Source organism: Candidatus Manganitrophus noduliformans, assembly GCF_012184425.1.
GTDB lineage: Bacteria > Nitrospirota > Nitrospiria > SBBL01 > Manganitrophaceae > Manganitrophus > Manganitrophus noduliformans.
In genome coordinates, this window is sequence record NZ_VTOW01000002.1 from 355,861 (window position 1) to 375,334 (window position 19,474).

The 19,474-nt window shown below is 52.7% G+C and carries 23 protein-coding genes and 1 tRNA gene; 2 read left to right on the forward strand and 22 right to left on the reverse strand.

The genetic code is table 11. From position 1 onward, the window contains the following. Nucleotides 1-12: 12 nt before the first annotated feature. The 8 genes from MNODULE_RS11020 to MNODULE_RS11055 all read right to left on the reverse strand — a co-directional run bounded on the left by MNODULE_RS11020 (nucleotide 13) and on the right by MNODULE_RS11055 (nucleotide 4,791). A complete protein-coding gene (locus tag MNODULE_RS11020; RefSeq protein ID WP_168059719.1) occupies nucleotides 13-420 on the reverse strand; it encodes a hypothetical protein in 408 nt (135 codons plus the stop codon). Nucleotides 421-621: 201 nt separating this feature from the next. Continuing rightward, nucleotides 622-780: a hypothetical protein gene (locus MNODULE_RS11025; protein WP_168059721.1), complete on the reverse strand. Its 159-nt coding sequence runs from the start codon at nucleotides 778-780 to the stop codon at nucleotides 622-624. 60 nt (nucleotides 781-840) lie between these two features. Next, a complete protein-coding gene (locus MNODULE_RS11030; RefSeq protein ID WP_168059723.1) occupies nucleotides 841-1,371 on the reverse strand; it encodes a hypothetical protein in 531 nt (176 codons plus the stop codon). Between the two features lie 15 nt (nucleotides 1,372-1,386). Beyond that, complete coding sequence (locus MNODULE_RS11035; RefSeq protein ID WP_168059725.1) at nucleotides 1,387-1,653, reverse strand: hypothetical protein; 267 nt, start codon at nucleotides 1,651-1,653, stop codon at nucleotides 1,387-1,389. 743 nt (nucleotides 1,654-2,396) lie between these two features. Continuing rightward, the gene (locus MNODULE_RS11040; protein WP_168059727.1) at nucleotides 2,397-2,627 is read right to left on the reverse strand and encodes a hypothetical protein; all 231 of its coding nucleotides are present in this window, start codon (nucleotides 2,625-2,627) and stop codon (nucleotides 2,397-2,399) included. Next, complete coding sequence (locus MNODULE_RS11045) at nucleotides 2,624-2,812, reverse strand: hypothetical protein (protein WP_168059729.1); 189 nt, start codon at nucleotides 2,810-2,812, stop codon at nucleotides 2,624-2,626. The genes MNODULE_RS11040 and MNODULE_RS11045 overlap by 4 nt, the downstream gene beginning before the upstream one ends. 176 nt (nucleotides 2,813-2,988) lie before the next feature. After that, nucleotides 2,989-4,407 (reverse strand): AAA family ATPase, encoded by a 1,419-nt coding sequence (locus MNODULE_RS11050; RefSeq protein ID WP_168059731.1) that lies wholly within the window; start codon nucleotides 4,405-4,407, stop codon nucleotides 2,989-2,991. Between the two features lie 186 nt (nucleotides 4,408-4,593). After that, the gene (locus MNODULE_RS11055) at nucleotides 4,594-4,791 is read right to left on the reverse strand and encodes a helix-turn-helix domain-containing protein (RefSeq protein WP_168059733.1); all 198 of its coding nucleotides are present in this window, start codon (nucleotides 4,789-4,791) and stop codon (nucleotides 4,594-4,596) included. Nucleotides 4,792-4,942: 151 nt separating this feature from the next. Between MNODULE_RS11055 and MNODULE_RS11060 the strand changes: the two genes are divergently transcribed. Next, nucleotides 4,943-5,860 carry a CGNR zinc finger domain-containing protein gene (locus MNODULE_RS11060; protein ID WP_168059735.1) on the forward strand — a complete coding sequence of 306 codons (918 nt, stop codon included), beginning with the start codon at nucleotides 4,943-4,945 and terminating at the stop codon, nucleotides 5,858-5,860. Further along, a complete protein-coding gene (locus MNODULE_RS11065) occupies nucleotides 5,823-7,034 on the forward strand; it encodes a site-specific integrase (RefSeq protein ID WP_168059737.1) in 1,212 nt (403 codons plus the stop codon). Before MNODULE_RS11060 ends, MNODULE_RS11065 begins: the two co-directional genes overlap by 38 nt. On the opposite strand, the gene MNODULE_RS11070 is transcribed toward MNODULE_RS11065, so the two are convergent. The 14 genes from MNODULE_RS11070 to MNODULE_RS11135 form a co-directional block, all read right to left on the reverse strand. Then, nucleotides 7,013-7,089 (reverse strand) — tRNA-Arg (locus MNODULE_RS11070). The genes MNODULE_RS11065 and MNODULE_RS11070 overlap by 22 nt on opposite strands. Before the next feature lie 4 nt (nucleotides 7,090-7,093). Next, nucleotides 7,094-8,200: a tyrosine-type recombinase/integrase gene (locus tag MNODULE_RS11075; RefSeq protein WP_168059739.1), complete on the reverse strand. Its 1,107-nt coding sequence runs from the start codon at nucleotides 8,198-8,200 to the stop codon at nucleotides 7,094-7,096. 124 nt (nucleotides 8,201-8,324) lie between these two features. Then, complete coding sequence (locus MNODULE_RS11080) at nucleotides 8,325-8,948, reverse strand: EcsC family protein (protein ID WP_168059741.1); 624 nt, start codon at nucleotides 8,946-8,948, stop codon at nucleotides 8,325-8,327. Between the two features lie 29 nt (nucleotides 8,949-8,977). Beyond that, nucleotides 8,978-9,556, reverse strand: coding sequence for a hypothetical protein (locus tag MNODULE_RS11085; RefSeq protein WP_168059743.1), 579 nt, complete (start codon nucleotides 9,554-9,556; stop codon nucleotides 8,978-8,980). Between the two features lie 95 nt (nucleotides 9,557-9,651). Further along, a complete protein-coding gene (locus MNODULE_RS25450) occupies nucleotides 9,652-9,879 on the reverse strand; it encodes a helix-turn-helix domain-containing protein (protein ID WP_168059745.1) in 228 nt (75 codons plus the stop codon). A 151-nt stretch (nucleotides 9,880-10,030) separates the two neighbouring features. Then, entirely contained in the window at nucleotides 10,031-10,249 is a 219-nt protein-coding gene (locus MNODULE_RS11095) for a hypothetical protein (protein WP_168059747.1), read from the reverse strand. Between the two features lie 58 nt (nucleotides 10,250-10,307). Beyond that, the gene (locus MNODULE_RS11100; RefSeq protein ID WP_168059749.1) at nucleotides 10,308-10,763 is read right to left on the reverse strand and encodes a lytic transglycosylase domain-containing protein; all 456 of its coding nucleotides are present in this window, start codon (nucleotides 10,761-10,763) and stop codon (nucleotides 10,308-10,310) included. A gap of 275 nt (nucleotides 10,764-11,038) precedes the next feature. Next, nucleotides 11,039-14,452 (reverse strand): conjugal transfer protein TraG N-terminal domain-containing protein, encoded by a 3,414-nt coding sequence (locus MNODULE_RS11105; protein ID WP_168059751.1) that lies wholly within the window; start codon nucleotides 14,450-14,452, stop codon nucleotides 11,039-11,041. 8 nt (nucleotides 14,453-14,460) lie between these two features. Beyond that, nucleotides 14,461-15,891, reverse strand: a complete 1,431-nt coding sequence (locus tag MNODULE_RS11110; protein WP_168059753.1) for a conjugal transfer protein TraH — start codon at nucleotides 15,889-15,891, stop codon at nucleotides 14,461-14,463. 19 nt (nucleotides 15,892-15,910) lie between these two features. Continuing rightward, complete coding sequence (locus tag MNODULE_RS11115) at nucleotides 15,911-16,747, reverse strand: conjugal transfer protein TraF (RefSeq protein WP_168059755.1); 837 nt, start codon at nucleotides 16,745-16,747, stop codon at nucleotides 15,911-15,913. Further along, complete coding sequence (locus MNODULE_RS11120; RefSeq protein WP_168059757.1) at nucleotides 16,716-17,192, reverse strand: S26 family signal peptidase; 477 nt, start codon at nucleotides 17,190-17,192, stop codon at nucleotides 16,716-16,718. Before MNODULE_RS11120 ends, MNODULE_RS11115 begins: the two co-directional genes overlap by 32 nt. Further along, a complete protein-coding gene (locus MNODULE_RS11125; RefSeq protein ID WP_168059759.1) occupies nucleotides 17,170-17,445 on the reverse strand; it encodes a hypothetical protein in 276 nt (91 codons plus the stop codon). Before MNODULE_RS11125 ends, MNODULE_RS11120 begins: the two co-directional genes overlap by 23 nt. Further along, entirely contained in the window at nucleotides 17,442-18,566 is a 1,125-nt protein-coding gene (locus MNODULE_RS25270; RefSeq protein WP_168059761.1) for a TrbC family F-type conjugative pilus assembly protein, read from the reverse strand. The genes MNODULE_RS11125 and MNODULE_RS25270 overlap by 4 nt, the downstream gene beginning before the upstream one ends. After that, nucleotides 18,556-19,467 (reverse strand): TraU family protein, encoded by a 912-nt coding sequence (locus MNODULE_RS11135; RefSeq protein WP_168059763.1) that lies wholly within the window; start codon nucleotides 19,465-19,467, stop codon nucleotides 18,556-18,558. Before MNODULE_RS11135 ends, MNODULE_RS25270 begins: the two co-directional genes overlap by 11 nt. Nucleotides 19,468-19,474 lie beyond the last annotated feature (7 nt).

The window sequence follows — 19,474 nt, forward strand, 5'->3', positions numbered from 1 at the left end:
AAATAATATCCGTTAAGGTAGCGCCGATTCGGGGCTGACTTGTTCTTTCCCCCCCTCGATCGAGCGGACCGGAGTGGGTCCGCTCTCCCCCGCGGTATGTTCGGCTTTCCTACCCTGAACCACATACAGAATCAAGGCTTCCATATCTGAATCCGGGATATCGGAAAGAGAGATTTCGTTTTCATTCTCCGCCGGTCCATCAACAATTTTTGGGGCGGCCACGGTCGACTTGACGAGCTCCAAAAGTTGACGGATAACGGGGACCGCCTGAATAATCCCCTCCGGGGTACTCTCAGTTCCACTTTCTAAAATCTTTTGAAGGGAATCGATCGGGATATTCATAAGGGTGAGCGCTTGAAATCGGCTCCCTTTTACTTTAACGATCATTCCGCTTGGTAATGCGAGTTCCTTAGTCGGCATCTTTGATGCCCATTCTTTAGCCGCTGTAGTCATCATTTCCTCCGGATTGTTTGATGTTTCCCTTATATGGGAGTGTCGGGGCGGCCCCGTGGCCGGTGGGAGAACACCGGAGAGGCGGGCCGCCCCTTTTACCTCTTGCGTTCCGGCTATGTCAGGGGGTTGACTTCCCTCGTCGCCGCCGGCGCGCTCGTTCGGGCGACCTCAATCCTGCTTACTTTTCAGAATCCTCACCTGACCGTTTGCCTCCGCTTTCTTGAATGCCTGATAGGTGGAGAGCTTCGGGAATTCCTCCCGGAGCGTGGGGCTCCCTCTCCATTCTTTTTCCCATTGTTGCAAATCATATTCTGTAACTGTGGCCATTTTGTTTTCTCCTTTCGTTTATTTTTTTAATTCCCGTAAGGAATTCGGTCTTTGCCTTCACTATTGGTTGTTAATTCTCAGGTCAAGCGGCTCCGGATCGTCAAAGCTCTTAAATTCAACACAAGCGATTCCAACCCGATCCGGCTGAATGAAAATGATCTGGCCAATCTCATAGGCGCCGGCCTGGGGAGACAGAACAAACCGGTTCACCCCGAGCGCGTAGACCTTTTTGTGTTCATCCCCGCGATTTAGATCTTCGATTTTTAGGAGTGTCCTCCCCCGGACGGTTACAAGCGCCCGCCCCTCCTCAAGATTGGTAATCAGAAAGCCGGTAAATCCTTTCAATCTATTCGACGGGTGAACGTGTCGAAGGATTCCGTCGTGATCGATTCCAACGGCCGCCCCGGGGCACAAAAACTCGTTCGGATCTCTCCGGAATTGACTATTCGGAGTTGGGCCAAGGAAGAAGCTCCGGGACATGTTCGGGCGTGGTTGTGACTTCCACGCATCGACCAAAGTCAGGCCCGGTTTTAACGGTCCTAAATCCGATGTGCTTACGATCAAGGGGTCTTTTTCCATCACTTTTGACATTTGTCATCTCCATTTTTAAGGTTTGTTTTCTGGTGCGTTTGTTGGTGCTTCGCCTTGCCGAATCTTGAGCCCCTTATAGCCGCGGGCCAACTGCCGGCAAATTTCAAACGTCTTTTTTGTCAAGATTGCCTCGATCTCTTGAGCACCCTTGCCGATCAACTCCGAAGAGGAATCCTTCGGGAGAGAAAGAAAAGCGGTTTTGATTTCCCTCTCACGGTCAACGAGCTCTCTTATCGCATCCGCTTTGTTGACGAATTCGCCGCGGTAAACCTCCAACTCCATCTTTTTTCTCTCGATATTAATTTGGGTCAAGCGGGTTCTCTCGTCGGTGAGGGATGAGCCGCGCCCCTGGTTTGAAATGTGCTTGATGAACGCCTGGACGCTCTCCGCCAAGGGATAGCGTGAGCGGGACTCACGCGGTATCACCTTTTCGGCGACGAGTTGATGAATCCTCCTCGTTGAGACTCCGAGAAATTCAGATAAGATCGTCGCCGGGACAAACTCATTGAAGGTTTTGGGCTGCTTTTCTTTATTTCGTTTCATAACGAAACAGAACCTCTAAATTTTGAGTTGAGCCGAGGGGAAATCTGCGCTTCCTTGCCACCCCATGCGGCACCCCCCCCAGGAAGGACCCATAAGGGGGGGGCGGCGCCCGGGTTCGCGGGAGGAGGAGTTTCCCCCATGCGGGATCGGCGCCGCCCATTCTTCCGCATCCCGCCCCGCGGAGCGACCCAACAAAGCCTTAAGCGTCCAAGCGCTTCCGGAGGCCATCCCGGCACGGTCCCCACACCCCGGGCAAGGAGGGGGGCCGATCTGCTCAATTTGTTGGGACTGCATTCTTTTCCATTTCGCAAAGTGCGCTTTGCGAACGATAAGCCGCTTGCCGCCATTCAGACACGTCCTTTCGGAGGAGATCATTCTCCCTTTGAAGTTGATCAACCTCCTGAGTCAATTGACTGTTCTGATCTCTCAGACGGCCGATCTCCCGGCGGGCTGTCTCCAACCCTTGCCGGTATCCTTCCGCTTCAACTTGAAATCTCGTCGCTTCCATCGACTACCCCTCCCCTTTTGATTTCCGCCGCCGCAAAAGAGACGGCCCGTTCTCGATCGATTCCATCCCAATCAACCCGCTTCGAAGCTGCCATGATATAAAGCCGGAGAAGATCCCGGCGGGAAATCCGTTTTCCGGCTGCACTGAATTTTCCAAGGTCCCGTATAAAAATAATTTCAAAGTCTGTCTCCGTCGGCCTTGTCACACGCCTTCCTCTCGATCGATCCGCTTTGATATTTCCGCTGAGGCTTTCGCGTCGGCTCCGCTCGCCCTCTTCCGCTCTTGAAACGCCTTACTCCTTCTCTCCCCTTTCCCGCGGGCGACCGCTCTTTTAAATTCCTCATCCGTCAAGATCAAGATCGTGTTCTTTTGGAAGGGAATCCGGATCATGCTTTTCTCGGTGTTTTCACTAATTAACTTTTTGTTTGTGGCGCTTAACTTAACTTTCGCTTAACAGATTCCTACAAGCTATTGATTTCATGTTGTTAAGCCTTAACAAAACCTCTTAACTCGGTGTTAAGTTAAGCCCCCACCCTTTAGGGGGGGCTTAACACTTAATTTCCGGATTAACTTTCCTTGAATGTTGGTTTCAATCGGTTCCCGATCTTTCTAATTAATCCCCGCTCGACGGCTTTTGCTGTGATCTGGCAGACGCGAGCGCGAGTGATCTTTAGTTCGTTTGCAATATCTGTTTGAGATTCGACCCCCGATTCTACAAGTCGGATCAACTCATCTAATGAATTCATTTCCATCTCTTCCGTCGTGAAGTCTGCCCCCCTCAGTGAAGCAACGAACTTCATAGGCGAGGGCTTTCGGCCGCGCGTTTTTGTAAATTCGAGGGTAAATCTGCACTCCTCCGGATCGGCGCCCTTAACCTCCGAAAGCTGAATAATGGTGTCCATGACATCCTCTTTCCGGCTGGCTCCGCGGGAGCCCTTGCTCTCATCTTTTCCGGCGTGATCGAGAACGATAACCGAAAGGCCCGTGTGTCGCTTCCTGATAAGCCACGCATTCACCCCGTCCCATTCGTCATTGTCATTTTGTTTAATCCCATGGATCAAAGCGGAGTAGTTATCAAGAATCAGAACGTCAGGGTTGAAACCGCCCCGGGAAAGGTCTTCAATCGATTTATCGATCAGGTCTTGCCCCTCCAAGCTGGCAATATTCAGCCGTTTGGTAAATCCGTTCAAGATCATCCACTCAACGGAGAGAAGGAGAAAATTTTCCTTTGGTATTTGAAGTTGGTTGATCCGCTCTCGCATATCCGCAAGGGGCATTTCCCCATCGACATATAGGACCCTCGCCTTTCTCTTGATGGCCCATCCCAGGAAAACCCCGTCGCCAATAGCGCACGCCCTCGCGAGGCCGAGAGCAAGCCAGGTTTTTCCCTTGCCCCGGCCGGCGTTGATCATTAAAAGTGATTGCGTCGGGAGAACCCGTTCAATGATGTCCTCCCGCTTTGGGATGTCGATCGTTTTCAACATGTCGGAGGTTAGAACACATTGTGATAGATCGGGAGTGATCCGGGACTCCTCAGAGATCCCCCGCAGCTCCTCGGAGAGATCCCGCGCCAGATCCGCCGGCGCCGTGCCGTTCCGGTTTTGATCGAGCCGGGATAAGAGGATTGTGTGAATGCGCCGCTTCGCCGCCAGGTCCCGCAGCGTCGTTAGATATTTCTCGATGTTCCGCCAGGTCGCCGTTGAGTTGAGGACCTCGGTCAGATAGCTTATCCCGCCGACCTGATCGAGCATCCCCCTCTCTCTAAGATGATCCCCTAACAAAATATAATCGCCGCTTTGCAGGTCGCGGATAGCTTGAAAAATAATCTGGTGTGATCGCCGATAGAATTGTGATTGGTCAAGCTTTTGAACGGTCTCGGCGACCTGGTTCGGTTCCATCAGCATAATAGAGCCCAAGGCCGCCTGTTCAATCTCGGCCGAATGTGGGGGAGGCCGTCGGATATCTTCATATTGCGCCTCGATCACAGCCCTCTTCCCTCTCGGCTTTTTTGGATCGCCTCTTCGGCCAAAAACACGATGAAGCAGCGCTCCTTTTTACATTGGTTGTATATCACCGGAAGCCTCGTCGCGCACTCCTGGCAGGGAAGAGGGTCTGATTCTCCCAGGGCCGGCGACGGAATGATGTCTTTTTTCGCCCCTTGCACCATGATTTTATACTTCCGCGGGCTGATAATTTTCTTCGATCATTTTTTCGAGTGCCTCTAACGGAATAAGCACCGCACGTCCGAGTCGGACGCTTGGGAGCCTTTTAATAAAAATCCACTTCCGAATCGTTGCTTCGGAAAGTCCGGTATAATGTGAAGCCTCCGGCACCCGAAGATATCTTCGCGCGAGATTGACATTTTCCATTCGTATCCCCCCCCACAGATTGTTATTGACTTTTACTATTTGATCGTGTTAATTCATTAATGTTCCTATCGTTACTAACGTAACCAGTCTTAATGACACAATAGTTACACTTTCAAAAAATGTTATTCAAGGTAAAAGTGGAGTTACAACGATGGACGACGCAACGTTTCCGAAATTTGAGGGGGTATGGTGGAGAGGGAAAGTAGAAGTTGATAGAGGATTCATCATTGAACCGGTGGAAGAGGAGCTTATTCAGTACAATCCATTCGACTTTTATTTTCCTCAGGGTAAAGCGACGAGGGAACAAAGATCTCTCCCATATCTATTTCTTGATGTGAACGCAGACAACATAGAGGACGTCGCCGCATTCAGCCAGCGCTTTGGAGTGCTCGGAGATGAAAAAAAGTTCAGAAACCCAAATTGGTTTAAGACCTTATTTCCACCGCCTGATGAAACACCAAAAGAGGGTTTACTCCTCATGAAGATTCCGCCCGAGACTCAGAGAATCGAAGATCTTGGTCTGACGGCCGAAGACTTTTTAAGAATCCAACGATGGACCCCATCCGGGCAGACCCCAGACAAAGATCTTTGTGCTCCAATGCAAATTGGAACCTTTAAAAATGCCCAACAAGCAATCCGAATTGCGGTTGACCTCCATAGGGCCTCTACCGAAAGCTCGGATCGTGTGAAGGCTGAAGCTATGCGGTCCCTATTGGGCACAATGATCTCGGGGAAGCTCGCCGCTGTTAGACCGCGTTTGGCTTGGGATTCCCTCTCTCAGCAGTGGATTACCCATTGGGATACGTGGTCCCTGGTAGGTGCTATGTATTTGATGCTTCTCTTCGACATACAGGGTCGGGGCAATATTCTCACCTGCCCATGGTGTAAGAGGTTCTTTCTTGGCGACCATTCGCGAACACAATATTGCTCTCCGAACTGTCAAAATTCAGCGAAGGTTAATAGATACCGAAAGCGCATGTCGGTGCAGGAGGGAAAAAAGGAAACTTCCAAAAAAAAGAAAGGGGGAACTGATGGCAAGAAAAAACAGAGAGAATCGAGGACTGTTTGAAAAGCCTGTGGGCTCCGGCCGCTGGTGGGTCCGCTGCTGGATCAATGGGAAAGATCACCGTGAATTTGTCGGAACGAAAACCGAAGCGCGGAACCGATATGAGGATTTAACCGGAAAGATCCGCAAGGGGGAGATGATCGCCGATTGTCGAAAGACGAAGATCTCCGACCTTATCACCTTGGGCTTGAATGAAGCGAAGGCGAACGATCGAAAGAGCCTAAAGGAATTTGAACGCTTCGCCGCCCTCCTTGGGGAATACTGCGGTTCATGGCGCGCCGCGGCGTTGACAACCGACGATTGCAATAAGTATCGGACCCTCCGGAAAGAAGGCAAGGTTACGACGAAAGACCCGGAGAAGCGCAAAAATCAGAAAATCCGCGCCGTCACCGATTCAACGATAAACCGCGAGTTGGCCTGGTTGCGCCACGTCTACCGGCTCGGATTCCGGAACAAGCCCCGACTGGTCGCCCAGGTCCCGGAGATTCCATTCGTAGATGAAAACAATGTAAGGGAGGGCTTTTTCGATCTCGGAGAGTTTGAACGTCTCAAAGAACACCTCCCCGCCCATTTGAAACCCGTTGTCACCCTCGGATACTACACCGGGATGAGGCTCGGAGAGATTTTAAACCTTCGATGGTCTCAGGTCGATTTCGGCGCCGGCGTCTTGCGCCTGGAATCGAAGGATACCAAGAACAGGCGACCGCGAAACATTCCCCTCGGGCCGGAGGTTCGCTCCGTCCTGGAAGCTTGGCGTTTTGAGACCATGACCAAATACCCCGCCTGTGATCGCGTCGCCCATTTCGACGGCCGGCCGATCGAGCGGATAACCCGATCCTGGAAGACGGCCTGCAGAAGGGCCGGACTTCCCGGAAAACTCTTTCATGATTTGAGGAGAACCGCTGTCAGGAATATGACCAAAGCGGGGGTTGATCGGACCGTCGCAAAGCGGATCTCCGGCCATAAGACGGACTCCGTTTTCGAGAGGTATGACATCAAGAACGATCGGGACCTGATCGAAGCGGCCGAAAAGGTAGAAGCCTACTTGAAGGGGCAAAATCAGATTCCAATCGGCAAGAAATCGGCACTTTCAGCCACCGACCTGGAAGAGGTTTTAAAGCTTGCCTTGGAAACTATCGAAAAGTCTAAGAAAATTGGTGCCCCCGGGGTGATTTGAACACCCGGCACGCGGTTTAGGAAACCGCTGCTCTATCCACCTGAGCTACGGGGGCTTTATTATTTTTCAATAACTTGTGAGGCTGACTGAATTTCAGGATGGGAGATTGTAACCAAATTGTAACCATTTTTGATTTGATTTCGTTTTTTATGGATGTATTTGGAAATCTGTTTTGTTGCTTCCAGCAGATCCCCTTGAGATACGATATTGTACCGGTTGAACACTGAATCGGTCTTATGCCCTGAGATCTTTTTCGCGACAGCCTGGGGCACCCCCGCCCGAACGAGATTGCGAACGGCCGACCGCCGAAGGTCATGGAACAGTCGCCCTTCAAGTCCTACCCGCTTGCAGGCTGTTCTCCAAGCTCTATAGATCCGGCTGAACCGCTCGCCATGGTAGTGGCAAATCCAGGGACATTTGGGCCAATCCTTCATAGTATTTAATCTCCACTGCTCAAGTGTCTCCCGGACATCGGACATCATCGGTAACAGCCGACCCTCATCATTTTTTGTTGTGCCGGGATCCAAGCGTATCGTCCCACTATCCCAATCGATATGATCCCAACGAAGGTCCAAGATCTCGCCCAAGCGCATTCCGGTAAAATAAGCGATCGTTGCGGTTACCTTCAAATGATCTGGCAGAGCCCCCGTCAAAGCGTAAAACTCTTCCAACTCAAAAAATCCCTTTCGAACATTATTCTCTCTCACGAACTCAATATTGGGGATTGGGCCGACCATGGGAGGCGATTGCTTTTGCCCCAAGCGGAACATTCTCCGGAGAGCCGCAAGTTCTCGATTGATGGTGCTGTCTTTAACACCCTCTTCCCTTCGCTCGGTCCGATAATCCGTAATCTGCTCGGTCGTAATATGAGCCGCCTGCATTCCCCCAAAGCGTTCTTTGATCAACTCAGAAAACTGACGGGCCCGGACTAGAGATTTGCGACCATTGTTTTCGTAATCTTTTAGATATAAATCCACAAGGTCATCAATGCGGGTTTTTAGAATCCGAAATTCCGGGAGCCGCCCTTCTGCAACCCGTCCTTCCCGGATCTTTAGCAACCTTGTGGCGACAGATCTTTTGCCTGAATGTGTGCTTTCAAAGCATGGCCGCCCATTGCGGTAATACTTGACCCAATACGTTTTGCCCCGTTTGTAAATACTGCCCATACTACACACTCATTTGACCCATTACTTCTATGTGGCGGGATCGTACCACAAGCATATGGGCGTTACAAGACTTGATAGATAATATAGGACCATTGGAAGGTCGAAAGGACGTTTATTTATTAACTTATCTGCCACTTTCAATAACAACTTCATTGGCAAACAAATCAATAGCCGTTTTACCTACCTGAGCTGTATCATAGTAAGCGTAACCCGCAACACCGACTACTCCAACAACAGGAAGCCACCGAGAAACAGAGCGACCAATAACTCTCTGTGTGATGCGAGGTACCAGCGCCTTCATAGTACGTTGCATCACCCGAAGAGAAGCTCGCTTGATTAGTACTCTCTCTCCAACTCTTACCGCAAGATCCCGGACGACCTGTGCTGCGCTGTGTTTAAATAGGCAAAGGAGCATCTGTTCAGGAGACAACTTGTCCTTCTTGCCATAGGCTCCTGCGATATCGGCGACCATTTTTGCCTGTATCTTCCATATCGCAAAAAGGTCAGGAATAATAGTGGCTATTCCAACAGGTCCGGGTGGTATGGCAAGAATACCGGAAGTAGTAGCCGCCCCTAATGAGGCTTTCGTGACAATTGATCTGGCTCGCTCGCATGGTTCCGCGCTCAAAGGTTCATCAGATGAAGGTATCTCCGAAAACACACGCTTAAGTACCTCAAACAACTGTTCACGGGGATCCTTTCCTTTGGCAGGGAGGTCATTTTTTCCTGGAATTTTACTCTTCCCCATCGTATTCGTCTCCTGATTATGAGAGCCTATTATGTCTTATATTTCCCATAAATTTTCTTAATTTGAGATTGATAAAAATCTTTCTCCTTTTGTGTGTCATCCAATGCTCCAAGCTCGTTCGCTAACTCAAAAAATATTTCATTCGGTCGTCCAGTGCTTTTGAGGACTGCCAATGCTGACAACATATAATTCTTCTCTTTAAACGTTTGAGCAGATAATTTCCCAAGACATTCTCCAATTAACCTGCGATGGTAGGGATTTTGATAACTCAAACCAACCTGCTCCATCAGGTCTGAGTAAAACATTTTCCTCTTCTTCTTAGCCGCTGTTTCCAAAATATGCCTAATTTGTTTTATCATGCTCGTAACGCTAGTTCTTTTGTTTTTTGTGTAAGTCATCAACGACTCCACTAGGACCCCCTTCCAATTCTTTCTACTCCCATTAACAACAACTGCGTCCAACGAACCGTTCTTCAGCAGATCATTTATCATTGAAGGAGTAACATTCAGAAACTCAGCAGCCAGGGAAACAGGAACAAACGAATAAGCGTTGCTTTGAGCTACAGAATCAAGATAACCCGATGGAGAAGAAAACCTTTTTTTATTCATTCACCTTCTCATAGCCTTGAACTTCTTAAGTCGCATTTTGAACTATTTTTCCTTAATTGTCAATTTAGTAAATAAAGCAAGCAAGAATACCTTTTTCAAAATTCTGCTCGCACCTTATGTTGGTCTACAAATGCATCGAGATCCTTCACGTCCAGGTGTACCCGACGGCCCACCTTAATATAGGGAAGATCTCCTCTCCAGATTAACTCTCTCACACTCCATATCGAACGCCCCAGATACACGGCAGCTTCCGGAATCGTATAGAGGCGTTTTACTGAGTGCGAATAGTTTCTAGTGAGAAAATTTTGTTTCAATCGTTCCATCGACGAGTCCTGCTGCTCAAAAGCTTCGCATCTCCGCCTCTCTTAACTCGCTCGCCCTTCATTGCTGCGATGGCACGTTCCACCTTGGTTGGCTGGAATGCAACCCAACATGATACTGGGCGATCGAACACACTTTCTAAAAACAGTTCAGCTATATTTTTGCATCTATCTCGTTAATTTGAATTCTCACGTTTTGATCGAGATATTCTCGTATGGCCCAGGCCATCAAATCGGGAATAGAGAGTCCCTTCTCCCTTGCCGTCAACGTCAATAAAGCCTGCTCGTGCGGCTCGAAATCATCAAATGAAAGATGACCCGATCCCCTGCTCCTTTTTGATATCCGCCTTTTGGTTTCTGTAATGTCCGTCATCGCATTCCTCCTGATTTTCGTTTTTTTCAATTTCACCCAACAATTCCTTCTTTGTTCTTCATTTTTTGTTTGGAAGGGAAGAATAGACCTTCCATGCATATTTCGCCCGTTTATCCGGACGGGTTGCGTTGTAACAGCCAACCGCCTCCCAAGTCTGCCCGTGACGCTTCATACATTGGGCAAGAATCCAGGCTCCGACTTTCACATTCAGGCAGGGGTCCCCCAAAAAGGTCCATAGTTCCTCTCCCAGAACTTTCATCCAGGATGAATTGATTTGCATGAGTCCGTAGTCGTAGCTTCCGTTAGCATTTCGATTCACGGCGGATGGATTGAACGAGGATTCCACTTTGGCGATGGCCCACAGCAACTGAGGCGAGACCCGATAGATCGCACCGGCCTCCTCGAAACAGAAAGCATGAACAGGATAAGGGGTCAAAGACACGGCAACAACGCCCAAGACTGCAAAAAATACCGCACAGGTCTTTACACGCACTGACCTTATTAAAATTGACATTTAATATTGTCCTTGCTACCCTTTTTTATGAATAGCGATCTCTGAAAAAAAAGACTTATCGTTTTTAATGGGGTACTCCCGATGTCTGACGGAGCTATTTTTCTCTCAGCCATTTTTCTCATTGTTCTAAGATTGATTTACATGCTCGCAACTCGAAAGAAGATCAAGATTCGGCCGTTTTATCCTGAACGCAGGCCTTTAGACCCACACAATCCTAAAAATCATGGCATTTCACCCGGTGATGTGGGCTATAATCCCTTCGATTCCAATCGGAATTAGTCAGGTTTATTCTTCAACTCCTCAAAGTCTGTCCTGCTCGGATCAAATGGGATACTCTCGATTGCACGTTTGGCGGCTCCCACTGGTGCGCTCGCACCGTAATCCAGTGAAGAAGTTTTCCTGGCTTGATCATAGAGGCTCTGTGTTAGTTCGCCGACCTTTCCGGCCACATATTTTTCCGTTTCCCCTCTGCTGAGATCTTTCTCTCTGGCCTCCGATACGGATTGTCGGATCAACCGGTCATATTCCCCCTTCAAAAGATCTGTCGTTTCAGACTCGCGGGATTCCCTGCCAGCAGTCCCGGATGCTCCAACTGAGAAGATCTTAAGACCACCTGACGCGCTTGCTTCTGTATATCCAAGGCTCACTCCTTGTCTTTGCAAAAATCCCCCGACATCCTGTGCTATATCTTTCGCGGTTGCGGCTACATTCGCATCGAAAGTCTCCGGCTTATATTTAGCCAGCGTGTGGTCCGAGACAAACTTCGCGATCGCCGGATCCCGATTCAATGCCATTTGCATGGCAGAACCGATATGGACTCCATGATCGACATTGCTTTTATCGATATCTTCGGAAATGGTTCTCGAACCGCTGAGGTGACTGCTATGGGTTTTGGTGACTTCTTCCCATCCGGTTTGCGAAAGAGAGAAATCGAAGACGGTGGCGCTCCCGCCTGAGCGGACCGACAGGTGTCCGGGACTTCCGCCATCAGCCGGAGCGGTGTACTCCACTTGGGCCGATTTTCCCTGCTCCGCCAGATATTCCATCGTGTTCACCACATGCTTGGGCGCTCCCTGCGATTTAAGCACCCGAGCGAGATTTTTGAGCCCTTCCGGATTGAGTGATTCGTAACTGCTGACCCCTTTCTCCGTTTCGGCCCGGGTCAGGTTTAAACCGATTGAAGTGATATCTCCATTCCGATCTTTGATAAGGCTGGTTCTCCGACCGTGATCGTTTCCGGAATCGGACGGTTTCATCTGCAGTTCATACAGGGCGACGTCGGGATCGGCACTCAACCGGTATGTCCCATCGTCCATGCGCTTCCACCCCGGCGTGACCTTATATGTATCCGCCGATGCTCCCTTGAGCTGGATGTGTTTTCCGTCTTCGGTCGTCCCATTGATGTAGACCTGACCTCCGACCTCCTGAATCTTTCCCGCCTTTAACCGGTAACTTCCGTGAGGCGTGTCAACGGACAGCCCCTTCTCCGGATGAATCGTCTTCTCTCCGAAGTCCTCGCTCTGAGTGGAAGCGTTATCCGTCGCGTGAAACGTCCCTTTCCCCGTCTGGGGATCGACGGAGTAGGTTGCGATCATGCCTGGCTTTAACATCTCCGCCGCGCTCTGATGTCCGCCGCTCTTGAACAACTCCCTCAATGCGCTCACATTTTCCGGGGTGACAGGCCCCGCAAACGAAAGCGAGAAGGCTTTACCCGTTTTCGGATCGAACCCGGCGCCCGTGATATGCATTCCCGGAAGAATCCCTTTATACCCCTGCGATGCGGCATGACCGGCCATCAGAGGGGTGATCACCCGGCCGGTAGCTTCGAAGCGAGCCGATTCCGCCGGCGTGTTAAGACCCAAGACGCTCTTGGCAAAGTGAAACCGTCCCTCCGCGCCTCCGAATAAAGCGCTCTGCCTGAAGTACTGCGACTGCGTTGACGCCGCTGTGACGTTCCCTCCGGCGATATCTTCCGCAAACCATTTCGTCCCCTTTGCCGATCCTCGTGAGAACTGCCCTTGAATCAATCCCATATCGAAGGAGGAAACCGGATCCATCAGCCCGATCCCTTCGCCGACACCACGGGCCATCTGATTCGATTTCGATTCGACCCGTTGCTCAAAAGGAAACCTGTAAGAATTGGCCATCACCGGAGGCGACTCCTCGGCCGCCCGCAGAGTGACCGACTGTCCTTCCGGGGTGGCGAGACGTCCGGCCGACTGGCCGCCCCGCTGGGGGGCCGACGTGATATCTCCCGCGAGCATGCTGAGCGCGTGGCCGCCGAAGCGGACCAGCATGGTGGTGATCACGGTAGCGAGCATCAGCCCCGACCAACGGATCGCCCCGAAAGCGGCCAGGGTTTTTAAAGACGCGGTCCCGAAAGAAGAGACCGCCGCCACACCAAGCTGATATTGCCGGACCTGCTCGAATGCATGGACGGCGTAATCGACGGCGAATTGATGAGCGATCGCATCGGTAATCCCCCATGCGGTCAGCCAGACGAAGAATCCCGTGATCAATGCGGCCGCTTTGCCGAACAGAGGGGTGGGAATAAAAAGGACTAAAAAAGGGAGCAGGCCGATCGCCATCGCGGTCGTGACCGCACGGATGATCGGAATCCACTCGTTCGCCATCACACTCGTAGAAAGCATGCTGTTCCCCGCCTCTCGGGATGCCAGGATTCTGATCGCGGTATCGGGGCTGGAGGAGAGGACCACATCGGAGATCGTCTGCGCGATGACGGTCTGGCGATATATCTGGGCGGCGTCGAAGACGGCCCCTTCGAACCAACTGACCAGATCGGAGAGCATCGTCCTGCACTGGTTGTATTCCGAGGGGATCGCCGGGTCGAACCCGGCCTCCGCGCAGCGCGCGCGGGAGGTGTTCTCGAACTGGCCGGGATCGAGGATTTCGGTTCTGATCGAGGCGATCGCCTCGCCGCATGTCAGCGTGATCCCCTGCGGGGAGGCCTCTTCATAGAAAACGGTGTAAATGGCGGGATTGGCCGCTCTCTCGAACAAAGGGAGGAAATCTGTATTGGCGGCCAGTTGATTCACGGTGAGGGTTCCCCCCGGACGGGCCAGTTCAAAGTAGACGCAATCCTCCACATATTTTCTCAACGACTGATGAAGATACTGGTCGGAGAGGAGCACCCCCTTGGAGTGGAGATTCAGGAGCATGTCGAAGCCGGTCCCCCCGGCCTGGCGTTGAAATCCGACCGGGTCTGCGGCGGTGGAGACGATATCGACCAGGCCCCGCTCGACCTTATTGAAAGCGCCGATGACAGCCACCAATCCATCAGGAATTCCTCCGACCGGTTGATATTGATTTTTGACCGGATCGTAAATATGAAGCGTCCCTTTGGGGATAATAAGCGCGAGATAGAGCGTCACCCCGATGCCGATCGGCCAAGCCCAGGAGAAGAGGGAGATCTTCGCCCCCGAGAGCGCCAGAAAATAGACGACGATCCCTCCAAGAAGGATCCCCAAGACCGTGATCGTAAAGAAAAGACCCTCGTAGCTGTCGTCGCTGAAGATAAGCGCAACTTTGGAGAACGCGTTGACAACCGCGTCGAAGCCGTTGTAGGTGTAATATTCCATCTCGATCGCTTCAACCGGAGAGACGGTGAGCAAAGCCGGCGATACGATCGATAAGAGAATGGAGAATACTGATCTTTTGAGTGATTTCACCCTGCTTTTCAACGGCTCCCCATCGTTCGATTCACCAAGGAGGGCTGAAAGACCTCTGACAGTTGGGATCGGGCGATCCGGTTGAACTGCTCGAACCGCATCGAGACTTCCAGGATCGTATTCACTTCACCGGCCATTGCGGCATAAGCGCGTTGAATCAGTCCGACCGATTCCTGAATCCGCTCCGCCAGTCTCTCCGTCTGAGCGATCGCCGGCGTCATCAGGTCCATCTGGCAGTCGGATTTCATCTGCTGCCCTTGCGCTGAGATCAGCGATTGCGACGTGGTGATGTTTTGCAGCGCCATATGATAGAGGTCCGACATCATCCCGTAAGCGTAGGCCCGCGCCGTCATGTTCGAGAGCAGCGCCGTGATGCTGCCGGGCTGGTCCGAGATCACCGCGACCTTCAGAGCCGAATAAGCCGGTACGGGGAGAGTGTTGATAAAAGTCTCCTCTTCCGGGCTGAGGGAGAATCCGGTTCTCATTTTGGTGACGATTCCGTTGAGTTTATTGTTGGCCCATAAGGAGAGATTGGCGTTGGCGTCGGTGATCAAGGTACAGGCGGAGCCGTCCGCGGGCCTTCTGTAAGCCTGTCCTGAGAAGAAATTCTCGACCGCTTCGGGTTTGTTCTGCTCGCAGGGAGGAACGAAGAGCGGAAAGATCTGCCGGGTGCCGTTTTCGGATTCGGCTTCGGAGATCAGGATATCGCCGGTGAAGCCCCGCGCCAGATCGATGTACTCTAAAGGGTAGCTCTTCTTCTCCGCCATCGCAGCCAGGACCGTTCTCCCTGGAGTGGCGAAGACCTCCCTGATTCCGGCGGGACACCCGACGATCTGATCGGCGTCGTTCGTGGTCTGCTGGTTGTCATGGGTCTTCCAAATATCGGTCAGTTCGGCCCGCAGGTCCCGCACGCCCCGGGTGAGGGCAAAATCAGACTCCGCCATCGCCCTGACTTTGGCGTTTTCCGCCCCGAGGCCCTGAAATGTTTTCGCGACGACCACCTGAGAGGCCTGGCAGTCGTTGAACTGAAGCTGGTTGAGGGTGTCGGTGATCGCTTCGAACGATTTGATGCTTTTGGCGCACGGCTCGCACAGGGTGTTGAATGCGATATCGAACGCGACCGCCGGGGCATTGGTCAACATCGTCTGAAGCTTCTGGACGAGACGGTCGAAATCCATAAACGAGACGGCGCCCCCGAAAACATCGATGCCGCCGCAGCCGGTTTTGACCCGCGGCGGATTGAAGCTGGCGATGAAATCGTTGCTGTTGTACCACCGGGCGGAGAAGCTGCCGCCGTTGAAGTATCCTCTCTTCTGCCCCTCGAAATATCCGGGAGAGGTCTCCGTCTTCTGATCGATCCAGTCGTCCACCCAGCCGGAGTAAACCTGCAAAGGAATAACGATCAGAACTAAGGTTGTGATAATCGTCCTTTTTACCATGGATCCCTCCGCAAGTTTTTTATGGATAGGGTTCATTCACCTTGAGGAGCGCCCCCGGATCGAATCCTCCCCCCCGCTCGAATTCGTACATCGAATACTCTTCCGGAGAGATCTCTTTTTCCAAAAGACGAATGCCCCGAAAGACCCGCTCCTCCATCTGGGCCAGTGAGACCACTCCGATCGCAACCGGCATGAACTCTTCGCTCTCTTTGTGAATCAGCATGATGTAGGGGACCGCGCGGACGTGAAACATCTCCGCGAGAGAGGAATTCCTGGAGATATCGACCGCTCTGACCTGCCAGCGGTATTTCGAAACGAAAAAGTTCAAGATCTCGCTTTGCTCCGAGCAGTACCCGCAGGAAGGAGAGTAAAAGTAGACGAGCGCAAAGCGCTCTTTTGCCTGGTTGATCTTGGAGGCAAGCTCCTCCGATTGCCGCCGGACCTTGGCCAGCTTCCCGGGGATCGCGTTGGGAAAGTCCTTCTCCAGGGAGAGCTCCGGAAATTTCTGAATCACGGCCGCGGCGACATTGGCGAAGGCCAGCGCTTTTCGTCTCGCGATATCCTGAACGATGTAGTACTCCCTTACATTCTCGATCGTGGGGGCCATCACCGCCTTCTTCTGAAACGCCATCAAGAGCGCCTGAAAATCGTCCGGATGCATATTCCAGAGCTCCCCGGGCGTATGCTCGGAGAGGGAGGGAAGCCTCCGCGTATCCTGTCTCTCTTGCGTCTCTTGAGGCTCCTTCTCGTACCACCACCATCCGTGCTTGGACGCTTCCGGTGGAAGCTCCGCGGCATGAACAGAGGCCGTCAGGAACAACACGCTAAAAAATGGGATGAGCGATCGCGATAACATCTTCTTTCCTCACAAATCCGAGATACCGTGAATCGAAACTGTCGACATGCTCCCCAAAAACAAACAGGCGGTCTTTCGGAATCTCACCCTGAAACTCGAAGCGCTCCAGCTTCTCTCCTTTCAGCGAGTAATCTTTCGCCTGCCCCAGATAGGTGCCGTTGCAGTAGTACAACCCCTCTTTCACAATAAGAACATCCCCTTCTACGCAGGCGGCCTGCTTGAGGGTCCGCGTGGTCTTCGCCCCTTGCAATAATTTCGAGTGGGGCTCGAAGAGCACGTAGCTGTGACGGACGATCTGCGCTTTGGAAGGCGATCTGTCCAGGAGATAGATTCGATGCCGCAAGGAAGGGGTGATCGTCACCGTAAAGCGCTGGGGAATCCAGGCGCCGGCCGCGAGCAGCGCCGTCATGAATATGATCAGCTTAAGGGACCAGACTTTCCGCATTACGGACGACCACCTCTCCCATTAGAACCACTTTATTCGAAGGAACCCCTGAAATCGCCTTCTCCAGTTTCTCGATCTCCTCTTTGAGCCGCTCATCCCCGATCACGCCGGAGAGATACAGTTTTTTCTGCTCCTCCATAAAACCGCGGACATCCACCGCGACGATCTTGGTGGCGAAGTATCGGTCGTAAACCAAAACCGAAAACACCGATAAAAATGCGCTGACGACGACCGTGATGACCCACTGTCTCATCGTTCTCTCTCCGGAGGACTTTCTTGGTGACTCAAGGCGGAAGCGGCCCTTCCTAAAGAGCGGCTTTTCGTCTCGCGACGCAGTGTTTCGAGCAGGTACTCAAGCGAGGCGTCTCCATAAAGGACATAGAACTCTTTCTCCGTCGGCGTCAGCCCTTCGCTCCGGTCCGGCTCGGCGGCGCCCGTACGAGGCGCATAGACCACGGCCGGAACCTGCGTGATCCGGTACTTCCGAAAAAGGAGGGGATCGATCACGAAGTTCACCTGATGGGCGTCGCACCGGTCCCGAAAGACTTTGCAGTTTGCGTCCTTCACGATCACTTTCGAGACAAATTCGGTGGTGGGCCGGACATATTTCATCCCGCCGATCATCCCCCGCATCACCATCGAGATATTCGGATCGGCGAGCCTGCTCAGATCAGAGGCGTAGTTCCGGAGCGTGGTCATTGGAACGGAGGAGGAGACGAAAAGATAGATCCGCTCGTCCGGTTGAAGATACCGACTCTCCGCCGGAGGCCCCTGCGATGGGCCTGCTCTTTGGGGGGAGTCCGCGCTTTCCCTTTCCGCCGAACCGGCACTCTGATCGCGCCGCTTTTTGAAGAGGGCCTCTTTGATCCTCTCCGTCTCGGCCTCAAGCTTCTTCTGAGACCCTTCCGAATGAAATTCCCCGGCCAGCTTACCGGCCTCGGCCTGCATTTCCGGCCGGTGTCGATTCTCCAAAACCTTGAGGTCCGCCGCCATCTCTTCCGCGCGCTTCGCAATTTTGCTGATCTCCTCCATGTCGAGTTCAGTAAGCTCCTGCTCCCTCCAGAACCGGCCGTCTACATAGATCCGGACCGTTCGGACGGAAGAATCGACTTCCACGGGAACCTTGCCGATCATTCGGAGACACGTTTCTCCGGTCGATTCGAGGAAAACGGCATCCCTTTCCACTTTTTTCAAAGGGTGGCATGAATCGGGCGCATCGATGACCGCTCTCCTCGTCTCCGCGCCAGCGTCCCGGTCGGATGCAAGCGCGATCATCAGGCCGATCGCGAGGACGACCACTTTAAAGATGATCCGTACTCGCTCGAATATCGGACCCCGCGGAAGGCTTCTTTTTTCGGAACGTCTACGCCGCACAGCAGGCCCTCTTCCGGAAGATCATCCACAAAAAGTTATCGCTCGAATTGCCGCCCGCGGAAAAAGGGGGGTTGTTTCCCGCTCCCCAGATCAGGCTCGATCGCCCGATCGGAGAACAGGTGACATCTCTGACCGGCTTCGCCGCGTGAAGCCGGTAGTTCTGCTTCACCCAGATGGGGGTGGGGACCGCGGCGCAGAGATTGACCGCCGTATCGTGCAGCGCTCCCATCCTCCCCATCTTGTAGATCATCCTCGCCGCGATCGCGGCATTGGCCTGGACATAATTATCGTCGTTGACATGGCCGGTAAGCGGATAGGCCGACCCCCAGCTTCCCATGCACCAGTAGAGGGCGGAGATCGGGAGGCCGCCGTTGGCCGCCACGGAATCGGCTACACACGACATCTGTGCGACCGGATTGGCAAAGAGCAGCGCCTCCGGGCTCATGATCAGTGAGAGGATGTCATTGTTCCAGAGTGGGTCGACCTCGGAAAGATACGTGACGTCGAACCCGCTCTCCTCCAGGCAGACAAAATCGGTCAGAAGCTCCAGCAGCGTCCAGACCGGAAAGATGAACCAGTGCGCCTGGGCGAAGGTGGAGGTATCGATCTGATTTCCGGAGGCGATCTGAGAGTGGGTCCCCGCCAGGAAACCGGGAGCGACCAGGTTCGGCATGCCGGCTCCCAGAGAAGGAAAATAGAAGGGATTCTTCACCGTCTCCACGAACCGTGCCGGCTCCCAGTAACTGACCGGGATCCCGGAGCGGAGAAAGGGGGGGACCGGGATGGGACAGACGCAGACCGGAAGGCGCGAGAGATCCGGGGTGTCCGGAACATCTCCGGGGATGACGGTGACCCCTCCGATCCGGATTGGAAAGACGCAGTTCCAGCAGATGTCGGTCACTGGATTG